This window comes from Desulfobacca acetoxidans DSM 11109, from assembly GCF_000195295.1.
Classification (GTDB): Bacteria; Desulfobacterota; Desulfobaccia; order Desulfobaccales; family Desulfobaccaceae; genus Desulfobacca; species Desulfobacca acetoxidans.
Window position 1 is genome coordinate 1,757,053 of sequence record NC_015388.1, and the last position, 17,609, is coordinate 1,774,661.

Consider the following 17,609-nt stretch of genomic DNA (forward strand, 5'->3'; position numbering starts at 1 on the left):
GGAGTCGCCGGGATCATTTCTTGCGTCACCGCGGACGGCGGAAGTTCTGGCGGATTTCCGGCATCGTGAGCAACCTCCAGAGGGGCCGCCCATGAGGGCAATGAGAAGAAACAGTCAGTTGGTCTAATTGCGCCAGCAGGTGGTGCATCTCCTCCGGACTCAGGCTCTGGCCGGCTTTTATCGCTCCCCGGCAGGACATGGTCAGCAGCAGTTGGCGGCGGAGGGTCTCGCCGTCTCCGCTGCTTTTGATCGGGGACAGTTCGGCAATCATCTCCGGCGCCAATGATTCCAGGTCCTGTCCTGAAAGACAGGTTGGAACAGTTCGCAGCAAAAAAGTATTGCCTCCGAAAGGCTCCAACTCCATTCCGGCTGCCTGGAGCACCGGCAGATGGTCTATTGACCAGGCGGCGCTGGCGGCGTCCAGCTCTAGTGTCACAGGAAAAAGCAAGGTCTGCCGGGCGCCTGATTTCCCCCAGGATTGACTTAAGTTCTCGAACAGAATCCGCTCATGGGCGGCATGTTGATCAACAATCAATAGGCCATCCGGTGCCTGGGCCAAAATATAGGTTTCCTGCAACTGGCCTATAATTTTCAGTTCCGCAAAACGCCAGTTCGCGGATGGTGCTCCTGCTTCCGGAAGCCCTGGCATTGGGGGTGGTTCCAAAGGCTGCGGTGCCGTCACTGCGGCGGTGGGCAGTGGTGGCAGGTGTGGGAAGAGCTCCGCCGGTCTGGCCTCTTCTGTCCGGTTGGGCGCTTGTGGCCGCCAGGAGGAGGCAAACTCCTGCCTCCCCGCAGTCTGGGTCGGCTGTAGCGCCTGCTGCATCGCACTCAACGTCAGGGCGTAGACCCGGCCACCCTCTTTAAAACGTACCTCGGCCTTGGTCGGGTGAACGTTGATATCCACCTGATCTGGGGCAGCCTCCAGGTTCAAGACAACTACCGGATGCCTGCCGCGCGGCAGGAGACCCTGATAGGCTTGACGCAGCGCTCCCATTAGCAGGCGGTCGGCCACTATCCGGCGGTTGATTAACAGGAACTGATACCTGCCGGTGGCTACATGCTGGTCCGGACCGGAGACCAAACCGGTTATCCGCATCCCCTGTCCCGACAGATTCAGGGTCAGCATCTTCTCGGCCCACTCCAGTCCGAGGAGGGCGGCCAGACGCTCTCTCACATCGGTGTGGGCCGGAGTGTGCAGCAGCGTTTTACCTTGGGCTAGAAGGTGCAGATGGATTTCCGGATACCCGAGGGCCAGATGGCGTATCAGTTCCACAATCCGCCCCTGTTCCGCCGCCTTGCTGCGTAAAAACTTCCGCCGGGCCGGGGTATTATAGAATAAGTCAGTCACCGTTACGTGTGTTCCCGCCGGTCCGGCCCAGGGGACCTGCTCCCGGATCGAACCTCCTTCCACCGTGAGGCGGCAACCCAAGTCTAATTCCCGAGAGCGGCTGCACATCTCCAGTCGTGAGATGGCGGCGATACTGGGTAGGGCCTCTCCCCGGAAACCCATGGTCTTCAAATGCAGCAGATCGGTGTCCTGCCTGATTTTACTGGTGGCATGCCGCTGCAGGCTCAAAGGCGCTTCCTGGGGCCACATGCCGCAGCCATTGTCCGTCACCCGGATCTGACGGCAGCCGCCCTCTTCAATCTCCACCGTGATGCTCCTGGCGCCAGCGTCCAGGGCGTTTTCCACCAGTTCTTTGACTACCGAAGCCGGTCGGGTGATTACCTCACCCGCCGCGATCTTGCTGGCCACCTCGGGCGCTAAAATCCCGATCCGGTTCATGGCAATACCCTTGCCTTATGCCAAAAAATCTTTTACAATAGGAGCGCAAGGAGGGCTGTGATCCGGTTCTTCTTAACCGGCCCGCCGGTCCTGTTGCGGCCTTCTTCAGACCGGCGGGTTTCATCTCTCAGTACACTCCCGCAAGTGTTTCAATCTTTGATTACTATAGCAGATTTCTCAGCAAAATGGGAGGAGACCCTTTGGGAGGAGGAAAATCAAAAGAAGCCGCTCTTTCCGGTCAGGATGAGCTTATCCTCAAGGTGACCAAAGAGATTATGGTGAAGTTTATCGAAATCGGCCGCATTTCCACTACCAATTTTGTAGAAACGTTTAAGATGGTGAACGAGACGGTCCGACAGTCACTCAAACCGTAAGCAACCGAGAACTTCGAAAGGTCTGCAGGTTCGGCCGCGGCTTCAGTGTAGATTGCTTATTTCCCGTGCGGGGTCAGCAGGTTCCTCACCGATGGTTGAACGATGTAGAAATACGCACCCGATGATTCGCTCCGAAGGAAGGCGTTTAGATGAGCTGCGGCAGGTCAAGATCACCCCGCGCTACCTTTCCCAGGCCGAAGGGGCTGTCCTTATCAGCCTCGGCCGCACTTGGGTAATCTGCACTGCCACCGTGGAAGAGCGGGTTCCCGCTTTTCTCCAGGATTCCGGACAGGGTTGGGTGACTGCCGAATATGACATGCTGCCCCGCGCCACCCACAGCCGCCACCCGAGATCGGCCAACCTCGGGAAACCGAGCAGCCGCAGCCAGGAGATACAGCGGCTTATCGGCCGTTCGCTGCGCGCCGTGGTCGATCTCGACGCCCTGGGGGAGCGGACTATCGTCCTGGACTGCGATGTCATCCAGGCCGACGGCGGTACCCGCACCGCCGCTATCACCGGCGCCTTCGTGGCCCTTTGCGAAGCCTTGGCCGGCCTCCAGCGTCAGGAGATAATCGCCACTTTACCGGTCCTTGATCAGGTAGCGGCTGTGAGTGTGGGACTCGCCAATGACCAGATACTCGTCGACCTGGATTATCAGGAAGATTCCCGCGCCGAAGTCGACGCCAATTTCGTTGTCACCGGTCGCGGCCAGCTTGTGGAGGTGCAGGCGACCGGAGAGAGAGGTCCATTTCGACCGGCCCTGCTACTGGAAATGTTGGAGCGGGCCCAGCCGGCATTACAGCGTCTGCGTCAGGCGCAGGAGAAGGCTCTACGCCCATGGATGTCCCTGCCGTGGTGATCGCTACCCGCAACGCCGGAAAGATCCGGGAACTACGCGTCCTGTTAGCCGAGATCAATCTGTCACTCTTGACCTTGGCGGATTTCCCGGAGTGCCCCGAAGTGGTGGAAGATGGCGACACCTTTTTAGCCAACGCCGCCAAAAAAGCCCAGGCCATAGCCGCCTGCACCGGTCTGCCGGCCCTGGCCGACGACTCGGGTCTTGAGGTAGCAGCTCTCGGTGGCCGCCCCGGAGTGTTTTCAGCCCGCTACGGCGCCGACCGGACCGCGCCGCAACCGCATACGGATGCCGATAATTACGTCAAACTTCTGGAAGAGATGGCCGACATTCCCTGGGAACAGCGCCGGGCCCGATTTGTCTGCTGTATCGTAGTGGCCTTCCCCGGCGGGCGGCAGGTCATTACTGAGGGCGTCTGCCAGGGCTTTATTGATTTCGAGCCCAAGGGGGCCGGGGGGTTCGGCTACGACCCGGTTTTCTGGCTGCCGCAGTATAACCGTACTATGGCCGAAGTCGGGCTGGAAGTGAAAAATCAGATCAGCCACCGGGCCCAGGCCCTCAAAGAGATGCAAGCAATCCTGGCGGACCTCCTCCACCGGGAACCCTCGCTTTTTCAACCCGCCACACCTATCGGGACGTAGCGCAGCCTGGTTAGCGCGCCTGCCTTGGGAGCAGGAGGCCGGCGGTTCAAATCCGCCCGTCCCGACCAGCTATTTCAATAAAATAAAACTTCGTTAAATCATTCCGAAACAGATTGTACGTTTTTCTAGAAATAATTTGCGGATGGTTTCCAGGAGGTTATTGCTGATGATATCAACTAGCTCCTGGATGTCGCTTTTTTCCAATACCTGGGTTTACGCTTATGATAAGAAAAGATACGGTTTTTTCATGCTGTCACCGCGGATGTACCTGTTATTGATGCCACTATGACATTTATTGATCCACTCTCTTCGAATAGTGAGGAGGCCCAGCATGGTTTATAAGGAATATCAGCCCCATCCAAGCTTGACCAATCATATAACATGTTACTGGACTCTGACTGAATCAGTGGGCTTACCTCCCGCTGCTACCCGACATTTTCTGACTGAAGGAGGAGGATTTTCGTTCAATCTGGCCGATGCTCCGGAATGCGGAAACTCTGACCCGCCACTTGCTACTTTGCGCCAGAGTTGCCTCTGCGGACCACTGACCGAGCCGATGCGATTGCAATTAATCGGGAGAATCAGGCTCTTCGGTGTCCGTTTTCGGCCCGGTGGCTCCTATCCATTTATCCCCTATCCGCCAGCCGATCTAGTTAATTTCCATGGGGAAATCAACGAGTTTGGGGGAGGCCAGAGCAGGTCTCTTATAAATGAAATCCGATACGGTTGTCGAAGCGTTCAAGACCGCATTGGTTATCTCAATCGTTATCTGTATCAATACCTTGAAAAAAGCCCCAAAGAAATTCCTGAAATAGCGTTAGCTTTGGATATCATTGATAAAGTTAAAGGCCAGGTGGATATCCATCGGTTGGCCAAGTCTGTCGGACTCAGCACCAGGCAACTGGAACGCCGATTTAAAGAACGGATTGGTATGTCTCCCAAACAGCTCTGCCGCAATCTGCGGTTTAAAAACATCTTAAAATATCTGGCCGAATCTGTAGCGGATTCCTGGGTTGACGCAGCCCTGACCTGCGGCTACTACGATCAGGCACATATGATACGGGATTTCAAGCATTATACCGGTGCCAGTCCTGGGAGATATTTCAGCCAACCAAACCGACTCAAAGTGGCGGCCACCAGTATATTTTGAAATTCTCCCAGAGGGTTTATAGCTTATCATCATAGCGTAATATTACCGATGTCACCTCGATGAATTTTTATAAATAATATGTATCACTTCACTCTTCTGAGAACAGGATCAGTGACTATCCTGTCCGGCTGTATTTGTTTGGCTGAAATATTACATTAACATCAAAGGAGGTTGAGATATTATGAAAACGTTACTTGTATATTTTTCGCAAACCGGGAATACCCGTACCATTGCAGAAAGTATACGCCGCGGAATTCTGGATGTAACCAACCACTGCGATATCAGAACCATAGACAATATCGAGGCAAAATCGTTATTCGGCTATGATCTTATCGGCATCGGTTCTCCGGTTTTTTTCTATAAAGAACCATTTAATGTAAGAGATTTTTTAGAAGCTCTGCCAGAACAAGATGGCCGACATTGGTTTATTTTTTGCACTCATGGCAACATCGTAGGCAATTTTTTTCCCTCCATGATCCAATTATTGGAAGAAAAGGGAGCTACCGTCATTGCCTGTCACAATTCTTATGCCAATATCACAGTCCCTTTTTATCCACGGCCGAGTTATACCTCCGGCCACCCGGATGCCTATGACCTGGAACAAGCCCAGGCCTTTGGCAAAAACATTGCGATGCTTAGCTCCGAGATCAGAAATCAGGGCAACCTGCCAATTTCGCTTACGTATCCCGTATCTTCGGAAGAATGGCTGGAAGAAGGCAAAAGATTAACCAGAGAAGTTCTGAAAGAGATGTTGCCGAAACACCATTTTAATGCCGAGACCTGCATACAGTGCTATGAGTGCGAAGATCATTGTCCCGTTCAAGGCATTGATATTAAAATTGATCCTCCCCGCCTACAAGAGCCCTGTATTTACTGCTGGCGGTGTATAAACATCTGTCCGACACTTTCCATCACGGCTGATTGGGGTCCTCTGCTTGCTATGGCACCGACAAATTATGTTCGCTATAAGAAGGAATTGGATAAAGTGGCAAAAAATGGCAAATTCCGGTGGTTGGTTGACCCGGAAACTATTGATTGTACCGATCCTCTTTATAAGCAGCGCGAACGAGACATCGACTCCTAAACTTCCACTGATATTTCAAGGCCGAACCAGGCCGCGGGGGCGACCTCCTGTACCTGCATTTTCGGGGCGGTGGGATACCGGTGACAGGATGACCCCCCCGGTCGGCCAGGAGGGAGGCTACGTAGTGGCGGATGGCATGATAGCCGAAATGCCTGACCCCGGCCCGTTTGCAGATAGTGCGCATGATCCGCCGGCGGTCATAATAGCGGTCCCCGGTTTTGGCATTCGGGAAGACCCACTCCGGGTGGAGTCGCTTTTTCCAGAGCGGCCAGAGGACTTTGGGGAAGGTGTTATTTAAAGGTTGCAATTTCTTCCACGGGGAGGAGATCACGCAAAATCGGGGGACATCCGATTCTTCTTTAATTTCTTGATGGATATTATAGAGGCCATTATGTCCTCTTTGTCAAATGAAAAGAGGGGATTCGTTCTTTCTAAAAGGAACTGTTCATAACTTAGGGCAGATCCTTTATGATCAAATCAGCAGAGAGTAAAATGTATGGTAAAACCATTCAATTGTATGGTATAACCAAACAATTATGGGGACACTGAGCGATATATTATCTTCCCGGGTGAGGGCGGAAATCTTTCGCCTGCTCTTCGGCTTGGATGAAAAAGAATTGCACCTGCGGGAGATAGAGAGGCAATCCGGTCTCTCCCTGGGCACCATCCGGCAAGACCTGCAAAAACTGGTGAAGCTTGATTTGGTGTCGACACACCGGGACGGCAACCGTCTTTATTATCGAGCGAACACGGATCATCCCTTATATCCGGAAATCCGTAAGCTGGTGCTGAAGACTGCCGGTTTGGTGGAAATTTTTAGAAGCGTCTTGGGCCGAGAAGGTGTTGAATTAGCCTTTATTTTCGGCTCCCTGGCTAGCAATAAAGAAAGAGCGGCAAGCGACGTGGACTTGATGGTAATCGGCGCCGTTGGCCTTCGCACTTTATCTGGCTGGCTGGCCGAAGTTTCGGATCAGATCGGTCGGGAGATCAATCCCCACACCCTGACCGCGGAAGAATTCCGGCGCCGCAAGAAAAAGAGTAATCATTTCCTGTCGAATGTTCTGGAATCGCCCAAGCTTTTTATCATAGGGAACGAAAATGACCTTGCAGCAATGGGCTGATAACGGCTGGCTGGAATCTCATATCACCTCGGCAGAAGAAATCGCCAACTTGCTGGCCATTGTGGACCGTGATCTATCTGACGCCGGCGAGGAGATTTCTGCGGATTGGCGGTTCGGCATCGCCGATAACGCAGCCCTGAAACTCTGCACGATTCTGCTCTATGCCGGAGGCTACCGGGCTGCTCGGACGCTTCAACATTACCGCACCATCCAGGCCTTACCGCTGATCCTCGGCCCCAAGCATCGACCCGATGCTACTTACCTGGATGCCTGCCGGAAAAAGAGAAACAACGTGGAATATGATTACGTGGGGGGCGCCACCGACGATGAGGCGTCAGAACTGGCAGCATTTGTTGTGGAATTGAGAGAAAAGGTTTTGGATTGGCTCAAGCAATACCATCATCACTTAACCAAATCACCAGGTTGATCTTTTTAATTCAGTAATATTTATCTACTTGGTCTAATCGAGGGTAGGGACCACGTAACAGTTCAGTCTTCTGAGGGTTTAGGTATGTCACTACGTTTACCCCCCTTATCCCCCCGTAAACGGGGGGAAAGTTACCTCCCCGTTCACAGGGAGGGTTATGGTGAGGGTGTTTTTCACCTTTTCCTCAACACGCCGAACTGTTACATGATTTCTAATTCATTAAGACGGGTTACTGAGGACTCAGTGAGGGATCGACGAGTGCTCAAGGTGGATATGTTTGCTTACGGAGACTCTTTGTATGGCTGAGGGGCGCATGCTCAAGAAAAAGATAAGCCTGAACGAAGCACTGGCCGACCTGGCCAATGACAGCCACCGGCTCCTCTTTACCTGGGGTATTGCTCACCTGGACGTTGAGGGGAGGATCACCGGCAGCCTGAAAGGGTTCAAGGGGTTGGTGGCTCCCTTACTGGATCACATCACCCTGGAAACGGTGTCGTCTTTTTTCCAGGATGCCAAATTTCTGGGGTTGATCCAGTGGTACAAGGTTCCCTTCATGTCAATAAAGATGAGACACCCTCCCTGTGATGAATTACTGTAGGGCATAGAGGGAAAAGAATGTAAGAAACCCGATGACCAAAGGCCTTGCATATTTCCACCGGGTATAGTAGGAATAGGGGGAGCGATAAAGCTGAATATGACGCCGACGCAGTGTATTACCATTTGGAGGATATGTTATGACACCCATCAGCCGGGCCATAATGAGCGTTACCGATAAATCGGGTCTGGTGGAGTTTGCCAAAGAGTTGACCGCTTTCCCTATCGAAGTCCTCTCTACCGGCGGCACCGCCAAGGTGCTGCGGCAGGCCGGACTTGCGGTGCGGGAAGTCTCCGATTTTACCGGCTTCCCCGAGATGCTGGACGGACGGGTGAAGACCTTGCATCCCAAGATTCATGGCGGCATCTTAGGACGGCGCGACCTGCCGGACCACGTGGCCCAAATGCAGGCGCATCAGATTCTTCCCATCGACCTAGTGGTAGTGAATCTCTACCAATTTGAGCAGGCAGTGGCCAAACCCGGCTGTACCCTGGCAGAGGCCATCGAGAACATCGATATCGGCGGACCGGCCATGCTGCGGTCGTCGGCCAAGAATTTTCAGGACGTCACGGTAGTAGTTGACCCAGCGGATTATTCTTTGATTATTCAAGAGATGAAAGCCAATCAGGGGGCCACCACCTTGTCCACCCGCTTTATGTTGGCCCGCAAGGTCTTTGCCCTGACCAATGCCTATGACCGGGCTATTTATAATTACCTCATGAAAGCGACTATCGGCTAATGGCTTCCATCGATCCTCCCAAGACCGTAACGCTGAGCCGCGGACGCCAGATTGACCTGTCAGCACCCAATTATTACCGTGACCTGCTCACCGGCATCGCCACTGAAATATTGAGCGAATTATCAGAGATCGAGAAGGTCAATTTGGAAAAACTCGATGACGAGGACCTTCAACAGGTCATTGGAATAACGCAAATCCGGTTGCTCAATGAGCTCTACTTCAGCCTGGGGCAGCTTAAATCCCGGGGATTGGAGCTTAACGTCAAGCAGGCGATAGAAGACCTCAGGGATATCTGGAATAGCTATATCGACAAGACCAACCGTCCGGAAGCATTAAAATTTTACGTCGAACCGACGGATGTGACGAAGCAATAGGCCATGGCGATCAAGATCGGTTATGTCGGCACCGACGGCCGGAGTTTTTTGGCGGCCCTGGAAACCGGCCGCTCCTTGAGTGAACTGTATCCCGGTGATTATGAGGGGCTGGTAGTACGGGGCACCCCGGCCATGCCACCTTTTGCCAATCGGCAGCACTGGCCCATCGGTTTCATCCCCACAGCAGACAACTCCCCGGAGGCATATGCCGCTGCCCTCATCCGGTCATTTGACCGGGGTGAGTTGGATATCGCACTGGTCATGCCGGAGGCGCTTCTATTCCACGGTCTGGTGGATCAGGTGACGGCCGCCGGATATGGCGACAAGATCATCGGCCTGGACCGGCAAGGCGCCTTTCTGGAGGCGGACAAGATTGCCGGCAAGGAACTCTGCCAGGCGGCCGGGATTCCGGTAGCGCCGCAATGGACCACGGTGAATGCCAAAGATTACCAGGCCGTGCTCAATATCTGCCTCGAGTATTTGCATGAGTACGGGGGTGTAGTCTTAAAGTATCCCTACAGCGCTGGCGGTAAGGGAGCCCGCATCATTCTCCAGACCTGGGAGATCCGGGAAGTGTACGATCTCCTCATACATGATTATAAAGAAGATTATACCGGACTTTTCGGCAGGAAAGGACCCTGGCCGCTGCTCGTTGAAGCCCGGATGGCAGGGGTCGAGATCAGTTTTACCATTCTGGCGGATAAAAACGGCAACTTTCACATCCTTCCTACGGCTATGGACTATCCGGAGCGGTTCGAAGGTCCGCCCGGTCTCAATAATCCGATCACGGGCGGTATGGGTGCCATCTCTCCCCATCCCCTCGAGTCGACTGAGTTGCTGGAACTGGCGGCCCAAGCCATCGCCCGACCGCTGATCAAAACCCTGCAGGAGCGCAGCCTCCTGAGACCCACGGTACTCTATCCCGGCTGTTTTGTCTCTTTCACTGACAATTTCCAGCCGAAGGCCATCCGGGTTTGTGAGATTAACATCCGGCCGGGAGAACCGGAATTCCAGCCGGTGGTCAAGAGGCTGCGTAATCTGGGAGCGCTGCTGCAGGCAATGGTGGCCGGGCGGCTAAACGAAGTTGAGCCCGAGGTGCGGCGCGATCAGATCTCCCTCTGTCTGGCCCTGGTGACCGGTCCCGGTGGCCCCAAACAACAGAAGGGCTATCCCTGGTCCCTGACCAAGGGAGAACCCCTCGAAATTGATTTTGACTATTGCGCCAAAAAGAATATTACCGTTATCCCTTCGGCCATGGAGTGGGAAGATGGAGTCGGATTTAAGTCTGACGGCTCCCGGGTGGCTTATCTGGTGGCCAATACTACGGTCAAGGCGGGGCAGAAACCCGGCACCGCGGTGGAAATCCTGCGCCAGAGGCTTCTCACCGCCTTTGATCGGGCCAAGATTCGAGTGGTTCCGCGGGAGGATTCACAAGGCAACCGCCTGGCCCTGCGGCGGGATATCGGCCATCACTACGCCTTGGCGGAATCCCTGCGGGCCAGATAAAACCAGAAGAACTGCTTCGACACTTTTTTTCTGTTCGCCGACCTTCTTGACTCGTAACTCTTCAGCTGCCTGAGAGAATAGGGCAATGCATGGTGGGCGGTGCGCAACCTACCTTTAACAACTTCAGTTTCTCTATAATTGCCATTATCGGAGCATTCCAGAAAGCGGGAGGCGCTTCGCCTTGCCCCCCTACAACACTACAACACTGACTCACACCGATTCGCCGTCAAAGGTAGATTGCCCTGCGGGGGCGAATCTGGTATTCGCCCCCGGATGTGAGTCCTACATCAAATACCTTTTAATTGCACATTGGTAACACAATATCGCAGGGCCATGATCTACTTGCCGCTCATGATCTTGTGAGTCATGGCGTCAACGGTGCGTTGCGGTTTGCGATGATCCTTGGGCTGATGGGTCGGATCCGGAATCGTGGTTCTAGTTGTCGGCAAGGCGCCGTATTTATCACCATAATTCAATTCCTGCCAGCGGGATTTGATGCGGTCCAACTTCTCCTGCTCAATTTTTAGCTGACGTTCGGCATTTTCCCGGGCAACTCTCTCATGTTCCGGAACTTCCAGGAAGATAGCCGATTCACGGGTAATCCTCAAGGTAGTGGCGGCCCGCTCTTGCGCTCTTTTGACCGTTTCTAACTGAGCGGTATAGGTGTTATAGAGATTAAGGGCGCGCTGCTGGTCCGGGCTCTGAGGTGGAAAGGTAGGTGAGGTGACATCCGGACTGGGCGGGGTCATTCCCCTGCTTTCGTAGGCCTTCCGCATTGAATCGATATGGCTCTTGGCGTCTGCCATATTTCTCAGGCACTGATCCAGAGGAGCTACCCGGTCATTTTCCCAGGATTGATAAAAATCCTGCCAGAAGGTCCATTTTTTGTCCAAAATCTCCTGATCAGTCAGCGGCTTAGGTTTAGCCGGGGGTGGGGGCGGCGTCTCGGTTTTCGGGGCCTGAGCTTCTGGTGCCTTGGGCGCCGGGGCCTGAGGAGCTGCTGCGACTGCCGCCGGTGGTGCCGGAGGTTCTTTGGGTTCGGAGACGGTGCCAAAATTGATGCCACCGGAGGGGTCATTTACATCCGGATAATCCCGAAACGGATCATCTTTGCTGCCGGTGCCCCAATACGGGCGGCCATCGGACAGAGTGCCGGTTGGTACGGGTTGCGCCGGAGAAAGTTTGGAGGGTATTTCACAACCGGGACAACCCAAAGGACCCAGGTCGATGGGTGGTCTGGTCTCCGGTCCCGGAACCTTTTTATCCTGCAAGATAACCGGCAATTCCCGGTTGACGGTGGCAAATAGTTGAGGAATGATGGCAGTAAAATAAATGAACAGCATGATCGACAAGAGACGAACGATAAATCTGCCCATAATATGATCTCCCTTAGTGCGGTTAGTCAGCTTTGTTAGGTAAGTGTTGTCGTATGAAACCGACTTTCCCTCAAAGGCGCCTGCAAGGTTCTCTTGTCCAAAGAGGTTGGTGTCGAACTCCTGAAAAATCTAAGGAAAATGACAGATCAAAAATATTATGCGCCTTTCAGGGATGCCGTAAAAAATCTTTCAAAACAGGTGCACTATTTTTTCGGTTGCCTGATTTAATAATGGTAGTTCAGGAACAGGCTGAAGACATATCGATCATAGGCATACCAAAAGATGTTCGAGCTGTCGCGTACGACATCCATATTGGCCTGCAAGGCGAGATCCTTACGTATGTCATAAAAAAATTGAGCACCAGCGGCGACAATTTCGTCCTGGCGTTTTGGAAAAGGCGGGTGGGTGGCGACGTAGATGGGGTTGGCGCTCTTGTGGGCATCAAACCAATTGGCGCTAAACCACTGATACGTCAGATCCAGGTAAAGCCGCGCCCGGAGTTTTTGGACGATCGGGAAGGCGGCTGCGGTCAGCAGGCGAAAGGCTTGATAATCCCAATTGTTGCCGAAGGCGGCATTACCCTCGTAACCGAAGCGCATCTGTAGATAAGCAGTCCGCTCGGGGTTGGTAAAATAATAGACGCCGATACCGGCAGTGTAATTGTGTGCGCTGGCGTCGTCATGACAGGTCTGTATCGGGGCGTAGTAGTATCGGCGTTCATACCCGAGGGAGGTTTCCAACATCAACTTTTCGGTTAGCATCTGGAAGTATGTCGGAATAAAAGTAAAAAACGTCCTATACTTATCTGATCCGATATCAAGATAATTGAAATTGCACAGTCCTACCAGTTCGCCGCTGTTGTTGAAGAGCCGTAACTTTGGAATTAGGCTGATATTATGACTAAGGATATCAAACCTTGTCAGGCGAAAATGAAAATTTTGGTTGACAAAATACTGTGCTTTGACGCCAAAATCAGATGTTACCGGCAGGGTATAGCCGATATTGGCGTTATGCTCATAGAAAAAATCACCGGTACCGTATTTTAATTGAGCAGATTCATCGTTTATCTGCATCGGATTGGAAGATACGTTGGAATCAAAACCCAGCCCGGCACTGAAACCCATCTCAATCGGCAATGTTTTCGCCTGCTCGGCAGCCATTGCCTGGTTGAGAATGAGACACCATGAGAATAGAACTCCCCAGAACCATCTCATTTTCATCTTTTCTCCCCCTGTAATTAATCAGTTAAGATCAGTTTAAGATTTCTCCAGATTTAACACCTACCTCTCCCCTTAATCCTCACCGATCAATGCTAAAATAAGATAAGTTATTATTGGAATTGAGATTAACTCGAAATGATCATAAGGGATAGCACCGCATTAAGTCAAGAATAAAAACTCTCTGATGGTAAATATCCCCCGCCGGGCAGTTAGGATAGGATAAAGCGTCGGACTGGTAATATTTTCCATCGACAAAAGCCGACATATTAGATAGCATATTTCATTTAGGATTCATCCGGAAACTGCGGCGGTGTTGCTTGCAGCACAAAGGGATAAACGGAAATCTTGTTTGTAGAGGTCGGGTTAGCCCGCCGCTGCAAGGGATAACCCCGGAAATAAAGGACTTTCCGGATGCAGACTATTTAAGCGATTTGATGATTTAATGGGTGTTATACAAGCGTGGTGCACCATGTCCCGATGGCAGAGGTCGAATACGGTGTCGGGAGTCGCCTGCACCTGCCAATAATACCTCAGGACGAAAGAAGGTTTGAAATGCGCACCCTTTTAATGAATCCACCGTCATTCAAAAGTTTTGACGGTGGAGCCGGCTCCCGCTACCAGGCGACCCGGGAAGTGACGTCTTTCTGGTATCCCACCTGGCTCTGTTATCCGGCCGGTATGATCCCGAGGAGCAAGGTGCTCGACGCCGCACCGCTTAATCTGGAAGTGGCCGAGGTGATTGCGATGGCCAGGGATTATGAACTTGCTGTGCTTTTTACCACTACGCCATCTCTGACCTATGATTTGCATACGGTCCGACGTCTGAAAGAGGCCAACCCGAATCTATCGGTCGGTCTGGTCGGACCCCACGTCAGCGTCCGGCCTGAAGACGCCCTCAATGATGAATCAATGGTGGATTTTGTCGCCCGCCGGGAGTTCGATTATACCATTCAAGAGGTAGCTGCCGGGCGACCGTGGAAGGATATTTTAGGTTTGACATATCGTGAAAGTGGTGATGTCTGCCACAATCCGGATCGCCCTTTCATTGAGGACCTGGATGCCTTGCCTTGGGTGAGCGAGATTTATCATCGAGATCTCCAGATTGAGCGCTACCACATCCCGTATCTGAGAGATCCGTATGTCTCCATTTATACCGGACGGGGCTGCCCCAGTCGCTGCAGCTATTGTCTCTGGCCCCAGACTTTCACCGGTCGGCGTTATCGGGTACGCTCGGTTGCCGATGTGACGGCGGAAGTGCGCCGCATTCTGGAGTTGTTTCCCCAGGCGCAGGAAGTCTTTTTCGACGATGATACCTTCACCGCCCATGGCGAGCGAGCCCAACACCTGGCCCGAGAACTGCGCCCTCTCAAGTGTGTCTGGTCCGCCACCGCTCGGGTGACCACGAGTTATGAGACCTTGAAGGCCTTGAAAGAAGGCGGTCTGCGGCTGCTGGTAGTAGGATACGAAAGCGGCAATGCCCAGATTCTGAAAAATATCCATAAAGGGGCTACTCCGGAACTGGCCCGGCGATTCACCCGCTGGTGCAAGGAGCTGGGCATCCAGATTCATGGTACCTTTATGGTAGGTTTGCCGGGAGAGACCCCGGCGACTTTGAAGGAGTCCATGCGTTTTGCCTGCGAGTTGGAGCCGGATACGATCCAGGTATCGCTGGCTACCCCCTATCCAGGGACGGAATTTTTTGACCTTTGTACCCGCCAGGGCTACTTTCGACCTGGTGCCATGGTGGATGGCGACACCGGTTATCAAAAGTGTGTCATCGATTATCCGGGACTGCAAGCCGAGGAGATCTTTGCGGCAGTCCCCCGATTTTATCGCTATTTCTATTTCCGGCCCAGTTATATGTTACGAGCGGCCCACACCATGATCGTGGATCCGATGGAACGTCATCGTTTGCTCAAAGAAGCGAAGGAATTCTTCCAATTCATATTTCGCCGTCAGCAAGATTCCACCTGTAAGACCTGATGTCTGTTCAATGCTTGGCGCTTCTTGATGAAAGTAAAAGATATTTTTCAATTATTATCCCAGGGTGGGCCGGGGTTTGTTCAGATCGCCGTTACCAATGCCTGTAATGCCCGTTGTGAATTCTGTGGTTTCTCCCGATTGAAGCCGCAGCAATGGGTCATGGCTGATCCCGATCGGCTCTGCCGTGGTTTGAAGGTCTTGGCTCGGGCCGGAGTCCGATATATTGTATTTACCGGTGGCGAACCGTTACTCTATCCACACCTGCCCGACGTTCTCAGTGAGGCCCGCAACCTGGGGATTCATAACCTCTTATGTACCAACGCGGCGTTGCTCAACGAAAGACTGATTAAGGTTTTGGGACGAAGCGGTGTCAATCAGCTTATCATTTCCATAGATGCTGCTACTGAGTCAGACCATGACAACCACCGCGGCTTCGCGGGACTCAGCCGGTCGATTCGGGCTCTCTTGCCGGTCATCAGGCGCGCGGGCATCACTCCCATCGCCTCGGTGACCATCAGCCGATTAGCTCCGGACTTCACGGTACTGGGGAATTTTTTGAATTACCTGGGATTTGACCGGGCGACCTTTTCTTATCCCCTGACGACCTTGAACTCCTCGTACCTGAGTTACGCTGCGCATCATTGTGTTACTTTCACTCCGGCCGAGATGGTGGCTATTTTTGATCGGTTGCGGACCTGGAAATCGCAGGCCCCGATTACTGTCCTCAATCCCGGTTTAGGTATGCAAGAGTTGCAGCGTCAGCTAACCGGCCGTCGGCTGCGATTTCCCTGTCTTGCCGGGTATAAATATTTTTACGTGGATTGGGAGCTGAATGTCTACCGCTGCCATTATCTTCCCGACATTTTGGGACCGCTGGAGGATTTTGCCACTCTCCCGCGTCAGAGGGATAACTGCCATGCCTGTCTCATCGATTGTTACCGGGACGCCAGCGTCCAACAATACTTCGCAGTGTCACTGGCCGATGCCTGGTCGAGCCTGCGTGGTGGCCAGTGGTGGCGAGGTCTGGGACAACTTTTGCATCCAGACAACCTGCTCTCCCTGACTGCCGCCTTCGAGAGCCGGCATTGGATGCAGCGTGGCAGGTGAGGTGATTAGAACCAGGTCGCACCGCCGGGTGATCATCACTGGAGATGATTTTGGCCTGGCCCCAGCCATGAACACCGCCGTTATCGAGGCCCATGAGCAGGGTATTTTAACCTGCGCCTCATTAATGATCAATGGCCCTGCCTGGCAGGAGGCGGTGAATCTGGCCAGGGCCCGACCAAGGTTGTGCCCGGGACTACACCTGACGCTCATCCAGGGCCGAGCGGTCTTACCCCCGCCGCACGTTCCCCATTTGGTAGATTCTCAAGGGAATTTTCGTCAACAACCGGTCGGTGCCGGTTTCTACTATTTTTTTTCTCGCCCGGTGAAGCAGGAGATATACGCCGAACTTCAGGCCCAGATCGAAAAAATGCTGGATGCCGGTCTGCGGCCCTGGTTTCTCAACGGGCACCTGAATATCCATCTGCATCCGGCGGTATGGCCTCTAGTGCTGGATTTGGCGGGGCAGTATAACATTCCGGCCGTACGGTTGGCCAGGGAAAACCTGAGGGTGACACTGTCCTTAAACCCGCGGCGGCCGACCTACAAGACGGTACATGCCCTCATTTTTGCCTGGCTCTCCCGACGGGCCAGCCAAACCCTCGGGGGATTGAAAACCAATGACCACCTTTTTGGGTTGCTCAATGACGGCTGGATGGATGAACCTTTTCTTTTGGGTCTGCTTCCCCGATTGGCTCCGGGAGTGACAGAAATCTATTTTCACCCGGCGGTCGGACCGGATCGAGAACTGCAGCGCTGGATGCCGCACTATCGACATCAGGAGGAACTGGCGGCCCTTACCAGCCCAAAAATTGCGGAAACTCTTAGAAAACATGAGCTCGAACTAATCTCCTTTTACGATGTTTAAGGATGGCAGGTGTATGACCAAGACCTTATCAGCCCTTTTAGTTGCCGTTATTCTGGTTTCAATCGGTGATGTGATGTTGGCCCAAGGCATGAAAAAGATCGGCGCCATTTCGTCGTACACCCCCGTGGCGCTCTTCCGGGTGGGGGTTCAGATCTTCTCAAGTCTTACCATCATCACCGGGATCTGCTGTCTGGCAGGGTTTTTCTTTCTGTGGTTGGCTATCCTCTCCTGGTCCGAACTCAGTTTTGTCCTGCCCCTGACGGCTATGAGCTATGTGGTGACGGCCCTGTTGGCGATTGTCTTTTTGGGAGAGACCATCTCTCCCCTCCGTTGGGCCGGTACTATCCTGATCTGCATCGGGGTGGCCCTGGTGACGAAGAGCGGGGTCTGACGTCTCAAGAAGGT

18 protein-coding genes, 1 tRNA gene and 1 pseudogene are annotated in these 17,609 nt (G+C 53.2%); 17 read left to right on the forward strand and 3 right to left on the reverse strand.

Annotated elements, in window-relative coordinates; translation table 11 throughout:
• Positions 1 to 25: 25 nt before the first annotated feature.
• Positions 26 to 1,786 (reverse strand): DNA mismatch repair endonuclease MutL, encoded by a 1,761-nt coding sequence (gene mutL, locus DESAC_RS07685; protein ID WP_013706507.1) that lies wholly within the window; start codon positions 1,784 to 1,786, stop codon positions 26 to 28.
• Positions 1,787 to 1,986: 200 nt separating this feature from the next.
• Between mutL and DESAC_RS15765 the strand changes: the two genes are divergently transcribed.
• The 13 genes and pseudogenes from DESAC_RS15765 (at position 1,987) to DESAC_RS07745 (ending at position 10,653) form a co-directional block, all read left to right on the forward strand.
• A complete protein-coding gene (locus DESAC_RS15765) occupies positions 1,987 to 2,160 on the forward strand; it encodes a hypothetical protein (RefSeq protein ID WP_218915660.1) in 174 nt (57 codons plus the stop codon).
• Positions 2,161 to 2,284: 124 nt separating this feature from the next.
• Positions 2,285 to 3,019 carry a ribonuclease PH gene (gene rph, locus DESAC_RS07690; protein WP_041284368.1) on the forward strand — a complete coding sequence of 245 codons (735 nt, stop codon included), beginning with the start codon at positions 2,285 to 2,287 and terminating at the stop codon, positions 3,017 to 3,019.
• The gene (locus DESAC_RS15770) at positions 2,998 to 3,657 is read left to right on the forward strand and encodes an XTP/dITP diphosphatase (RefSeq protein WP_013706510.1); all 660 of its coding nucleotides are present in this window, start codon (positions 2,998 to 3,000) and stop codon (positions 3,655 to 3,657) included. The genes rph and DESAC_RS15770 overlap by 22 nt, the downstream gene beginning before the upstream one ends.
• Positions 3,648 to 3,725 (forward strand) — tRNA-Pro (locus tag DESAC_RS07700). Before DESAC_RS15770 ends, DESAC_RS07700 begins: the two co-directional genes overlap by 10 nt.
• 263 nt (positions 3,726 to 3,988) lie before the next feature.
• Positions 3,989 to 4,807: a helix-turn-helix domain-containing protein gene (locus DESAC_RS07705; RefSeq protein ID WP_013706512.1), complete on the forward strand. Its 819-nt coding sequence runs from the start codon at positions 3,989 to 3,991 to the stop codon at positions 4,805 to 4,807.
• 181 nt (positions 4,808 to 4,988) lie between these two features.
• The gene (locus DESAC_RS07710) at positions 4,989 to 5,891 is read left to right on the forward strand and encodes an EFR1 family ferrodoxin (RefSeq protein ID WP_013706513.1); all 903 of its coding nucleotides are present in this window, start codon (positions 4,989 to 4,991) and stop codon (positions 5,889 to 5,891) included.
• A gap of 88 nt (positions 5,892 to 5,979) precedes the next feature.
• Positions 5,980 to 6,189, forward strand: a complete 210-nt coding sequence (locus DESAC_RS07715) for a hypothetical protein (RefSeq protein ID WP_041283864.1) — start codon at positions 5,980 to 5,982, stop codon at positions 6,187 to 6,189.
• A 238-nt stretch (positions 6,190 to 6,427) separates the two neighbouring features.
• Positions 6,428 to 7,012 carry a nucleotidyltransferase domain-containing protein gene (locus DESAC_RS07720; RefSeq protein WP_013706514.1) on the forward strand — a complete coding sequence of 195 codons (585 nt, stop codon included), beginning with the start codon at positions 6,428 to 6,430 and terminating at the stop codon, positions 7,010 to 7,012.
• Positions 6,990 to 7,439: a hypothetical protein gene (locus tag DESAC_RS07725; protein ID WP_013706515.1), complete on the forward strand. Its 450-nt coding sequence runs from the start codon at positions 6,990 to 6,992 to the stop codon at positions 7,437 to 7,439. The genes DESAC_RS07720 and DESAC_RS07725 overlap by 23 nt, the downstream gene beginning before the upstream one ends.
• A gap of 298 nt (positions 7,440 to 7,737) precedes the next feature.
• On the forward strand, positions 7,738 to 8,037 hold the full coding sequence (locus DESAC_RS07730) for a hypothetical protein (protein ID WP_013706517.1): 300 nt from the start codon (positions 7,738 to 7,740) through the stop codon (positions 8,035 to 8,037).
• A 136-nt stretch (positions 8,038 to 8,173) separates the two neighbouring features.
• Positions 8,174 to 8,752, forward strand: a pseudogene (locus tag DESAC_RS07735) (IMP cyclohydrolase); the annotation flags it as partial.
• Between the two features lie 20 nt (positions 8,753 to 8,772).
• Positions 8,773 to 9,147 (forward strand): hypothetical protein, encoded by a 375-nt coding sequence (locus DESAC_RS07740; protein ID WP_013706519.1) that lies wholly within the window; start codon positions 8,773 to 8,775, stop codon positions 9,145 to 9,147.
• 3 nt (positions 9,148 to 9,150) lie between these two features.
• A complete protein-coding gene (locus DESAC_RS07745; RefSeq protein WP_013706520.1) occupies positions 9,151 to 10,653 on the forward strand; it encodes a phosphoribosylamine--glycine ligase in 1,503 nt (500 codons plus the stop codon).
• 338 nt (positions 10,654 to 10,991) lie between these two features.
• Here DESAC_RS07745 and DESAC_RS07750 read toward each other — a convergent pair whose 3' ends face one another.
• The gene (locus DESAC_RS07750) at positions 10,992 to 12,029 is read right to left on the reverse strand and encodes a hypothetical protein (protein WP_013706521.1); all 1,038 of its coding nucleotides are present in this window, start codon (positions 12,027 to 12,029) and stop codon (positions 10,992 to 10,994) included.
• Between the two features lie 224 nt (positions 12,030 to 12,253).
• On the reverse strand, positions 12,254 to 13,249 hold the full coding sequence (locus DESAC_RS07755) for a hypothetical protein (protein ID WP_013706522.1): 996 nt from the start codon (positions 13,247 to 13,249) through the stop codon (positions 12,254 to 12,256).
• Positions 13,250 to 13,801: 552 nt separating this feature from the next.
• On the opposite strand from DESAC_RS07755, the gene hpnJ reads away from it, so the two are divergent.
• The 4 genes from hpnJ to DESAC_RS07775 are packed head-to-tail and all read left to right on the forward strand — an operon-like array spanning position 13,802 to position 17,595.
• Positions 13,802 to 15,232, forward strand: a complete 1,431-nt coding sequence (gene hpnJ / locus DESAC_RS07760; protein ID WP_041283865.1) for a hopanoid biosynthesis associated radical SAM protein HpnJ — start codon at positions 13,802 to 13,804, stop codon at positions 15,230 to 15,232.
• A 27-nt stretch (positions 15,233 to 15,259) separates the two neighbouring features.
• Positions 15,260 to 16,339, forward strand: a complete 1,080-nt coding sequence (locus DESAC_RS07765; protein WP_013706524.1) for a radical SAM protein — start codon at positions 15,260 to 15,262, stop codon at positions 16,337 to 16,339.
• Positions 16,329 to 17,204, forward strand: coding sequence for a hopanoid biosynthesis-associated protein HpnK (gene hpnK, locus DESAC_RS07770; protein ID WP_013706525.1), 876 nt, complete (start codon positions 16,329 to 16,331; stop codon positions 17,202 to 17,204). The genes DESAC_RS07765 and hpnK overlap by 11 nt, the downstream gene beginning before the upstream one ends.
• Before the next feature lie 13 nt (positions 17,205 to 17,217).
• Positions 17,218 to 17,595 (forward strand): EamA family transporter, encoded by a 378-nt coding sequence (locus DESAC_RS07775; protein WP_013706526.1) that lies wholly within the window; start codon positions 17,218 to 17,220, stop codon positions 17,593 to 17,595.
• Positions 17,596 to 17,609: the final 14 nt, after the last annotated feature.

Bases quoted from the DNA above. Each gene is read 5' to 3' on its own strand.
- mutL (WP_013706507.1), bottom strand. From the start codon at position 1,786: ATGAACCGGATCGGGATTTTAGCGCCCGAGGTGGCCAGCAAGATCGCG.
- DESAC_RS15770 (WP_013706510.1), top strand. From the start codon at position 2,998: ATGGATGTCCCTGCCGTGGTGATCGCTACCCGCAACGCCGGAAAGATC.
- DESAC_RS07705 (WP_013706512.1), top strand. From the start codon at position 3,989: ATGGTTTATAAGGAATATCAGCCCCATCCAAGCTTGACCAATCATATA.
- DESAC_RS07710 (WP_013706513.1), top strand. From the start codon at position 4,989: ATGAAAACGTTACTTGTATATTTTTCGCAAACCGGGAATACCCGTACC.
- DESAC_RS07715 (WP_041283864.1), top strand. From the start codon at position 5,980: ATGACCCCCCCGGTCGGCCAGGAGGGAGGCTACGTAGTGGCGGATGGC.
- DESAC_RS07720 (WP_013706514.1), top strand. From the start codon at position 6,428: ATGGGGACACTGAGCGATATATTATCTTCCCGGGTGAGGGCGGAAATC.
- DESAC_RS07725 (WP_013706515.1), top strand. From the start codon at position 6,990: ATGACCTTGCAGCAATGGGCTGATAACGGCTGGCTGGAATCTCATATC.
- DESAC_RS07730 (WP_013706517.1), top strand. From the start codon at position 7,738: ATGGCTGAGGGGCGCATGCTCAAGAAAAAGATAAGCCTGAACGAAGCA.
- DESAC_RS07740 (WP_013706519.1), top strand. From the start codon at position 8,773: ATGGCTTCCATCGATCCTCCCAAGACCGTAACGCTGAGCCGCGGACGC.
- DESAC_RS07745 (WP_013706520.1), top strand. From the start codon at position 9,151: ATGGCGATCAAGATCGGTTATGTCGGCACCGACGGCCGGAGTTTTTTG.
- DESAC_RS07750 (WP_013706521.1), bottom strand. From the start codon at position 12,029: ATGGGCAGATTTATCGTTCGTCTCTTGTCGATCATGCTGTTCATTTAT.
- DESAC_RS07755 (WP_013706522.1), bottom strand. From the start codon at position 13,249: ATGAAAATGAGATGGTTCTGGGGAGTTCTATTCTCATGGTGTCTCATT.
- hpnJ (WP_041283865.1), top strand. From the start codon at position 13,802: ATGCGCACCCTTTTAATGAATCCACCGTCATTCAAAAGTTTTGACGGT.
- DESAC_RS07765 (WP_013706524.1), top strand. From the start codon at position 15,260: ATGAAAGTAAAAGATATTTTTCAATTATTATCCCAGGGTGGGCCGGGG.
- DESAC_RS07775 (WP_013706526.1), top strand. From the start codon at position 17,218: ATGACCAAGACCTTATCAGCCCTTTTAGTTGCCGTTATTCTGGTTTCA.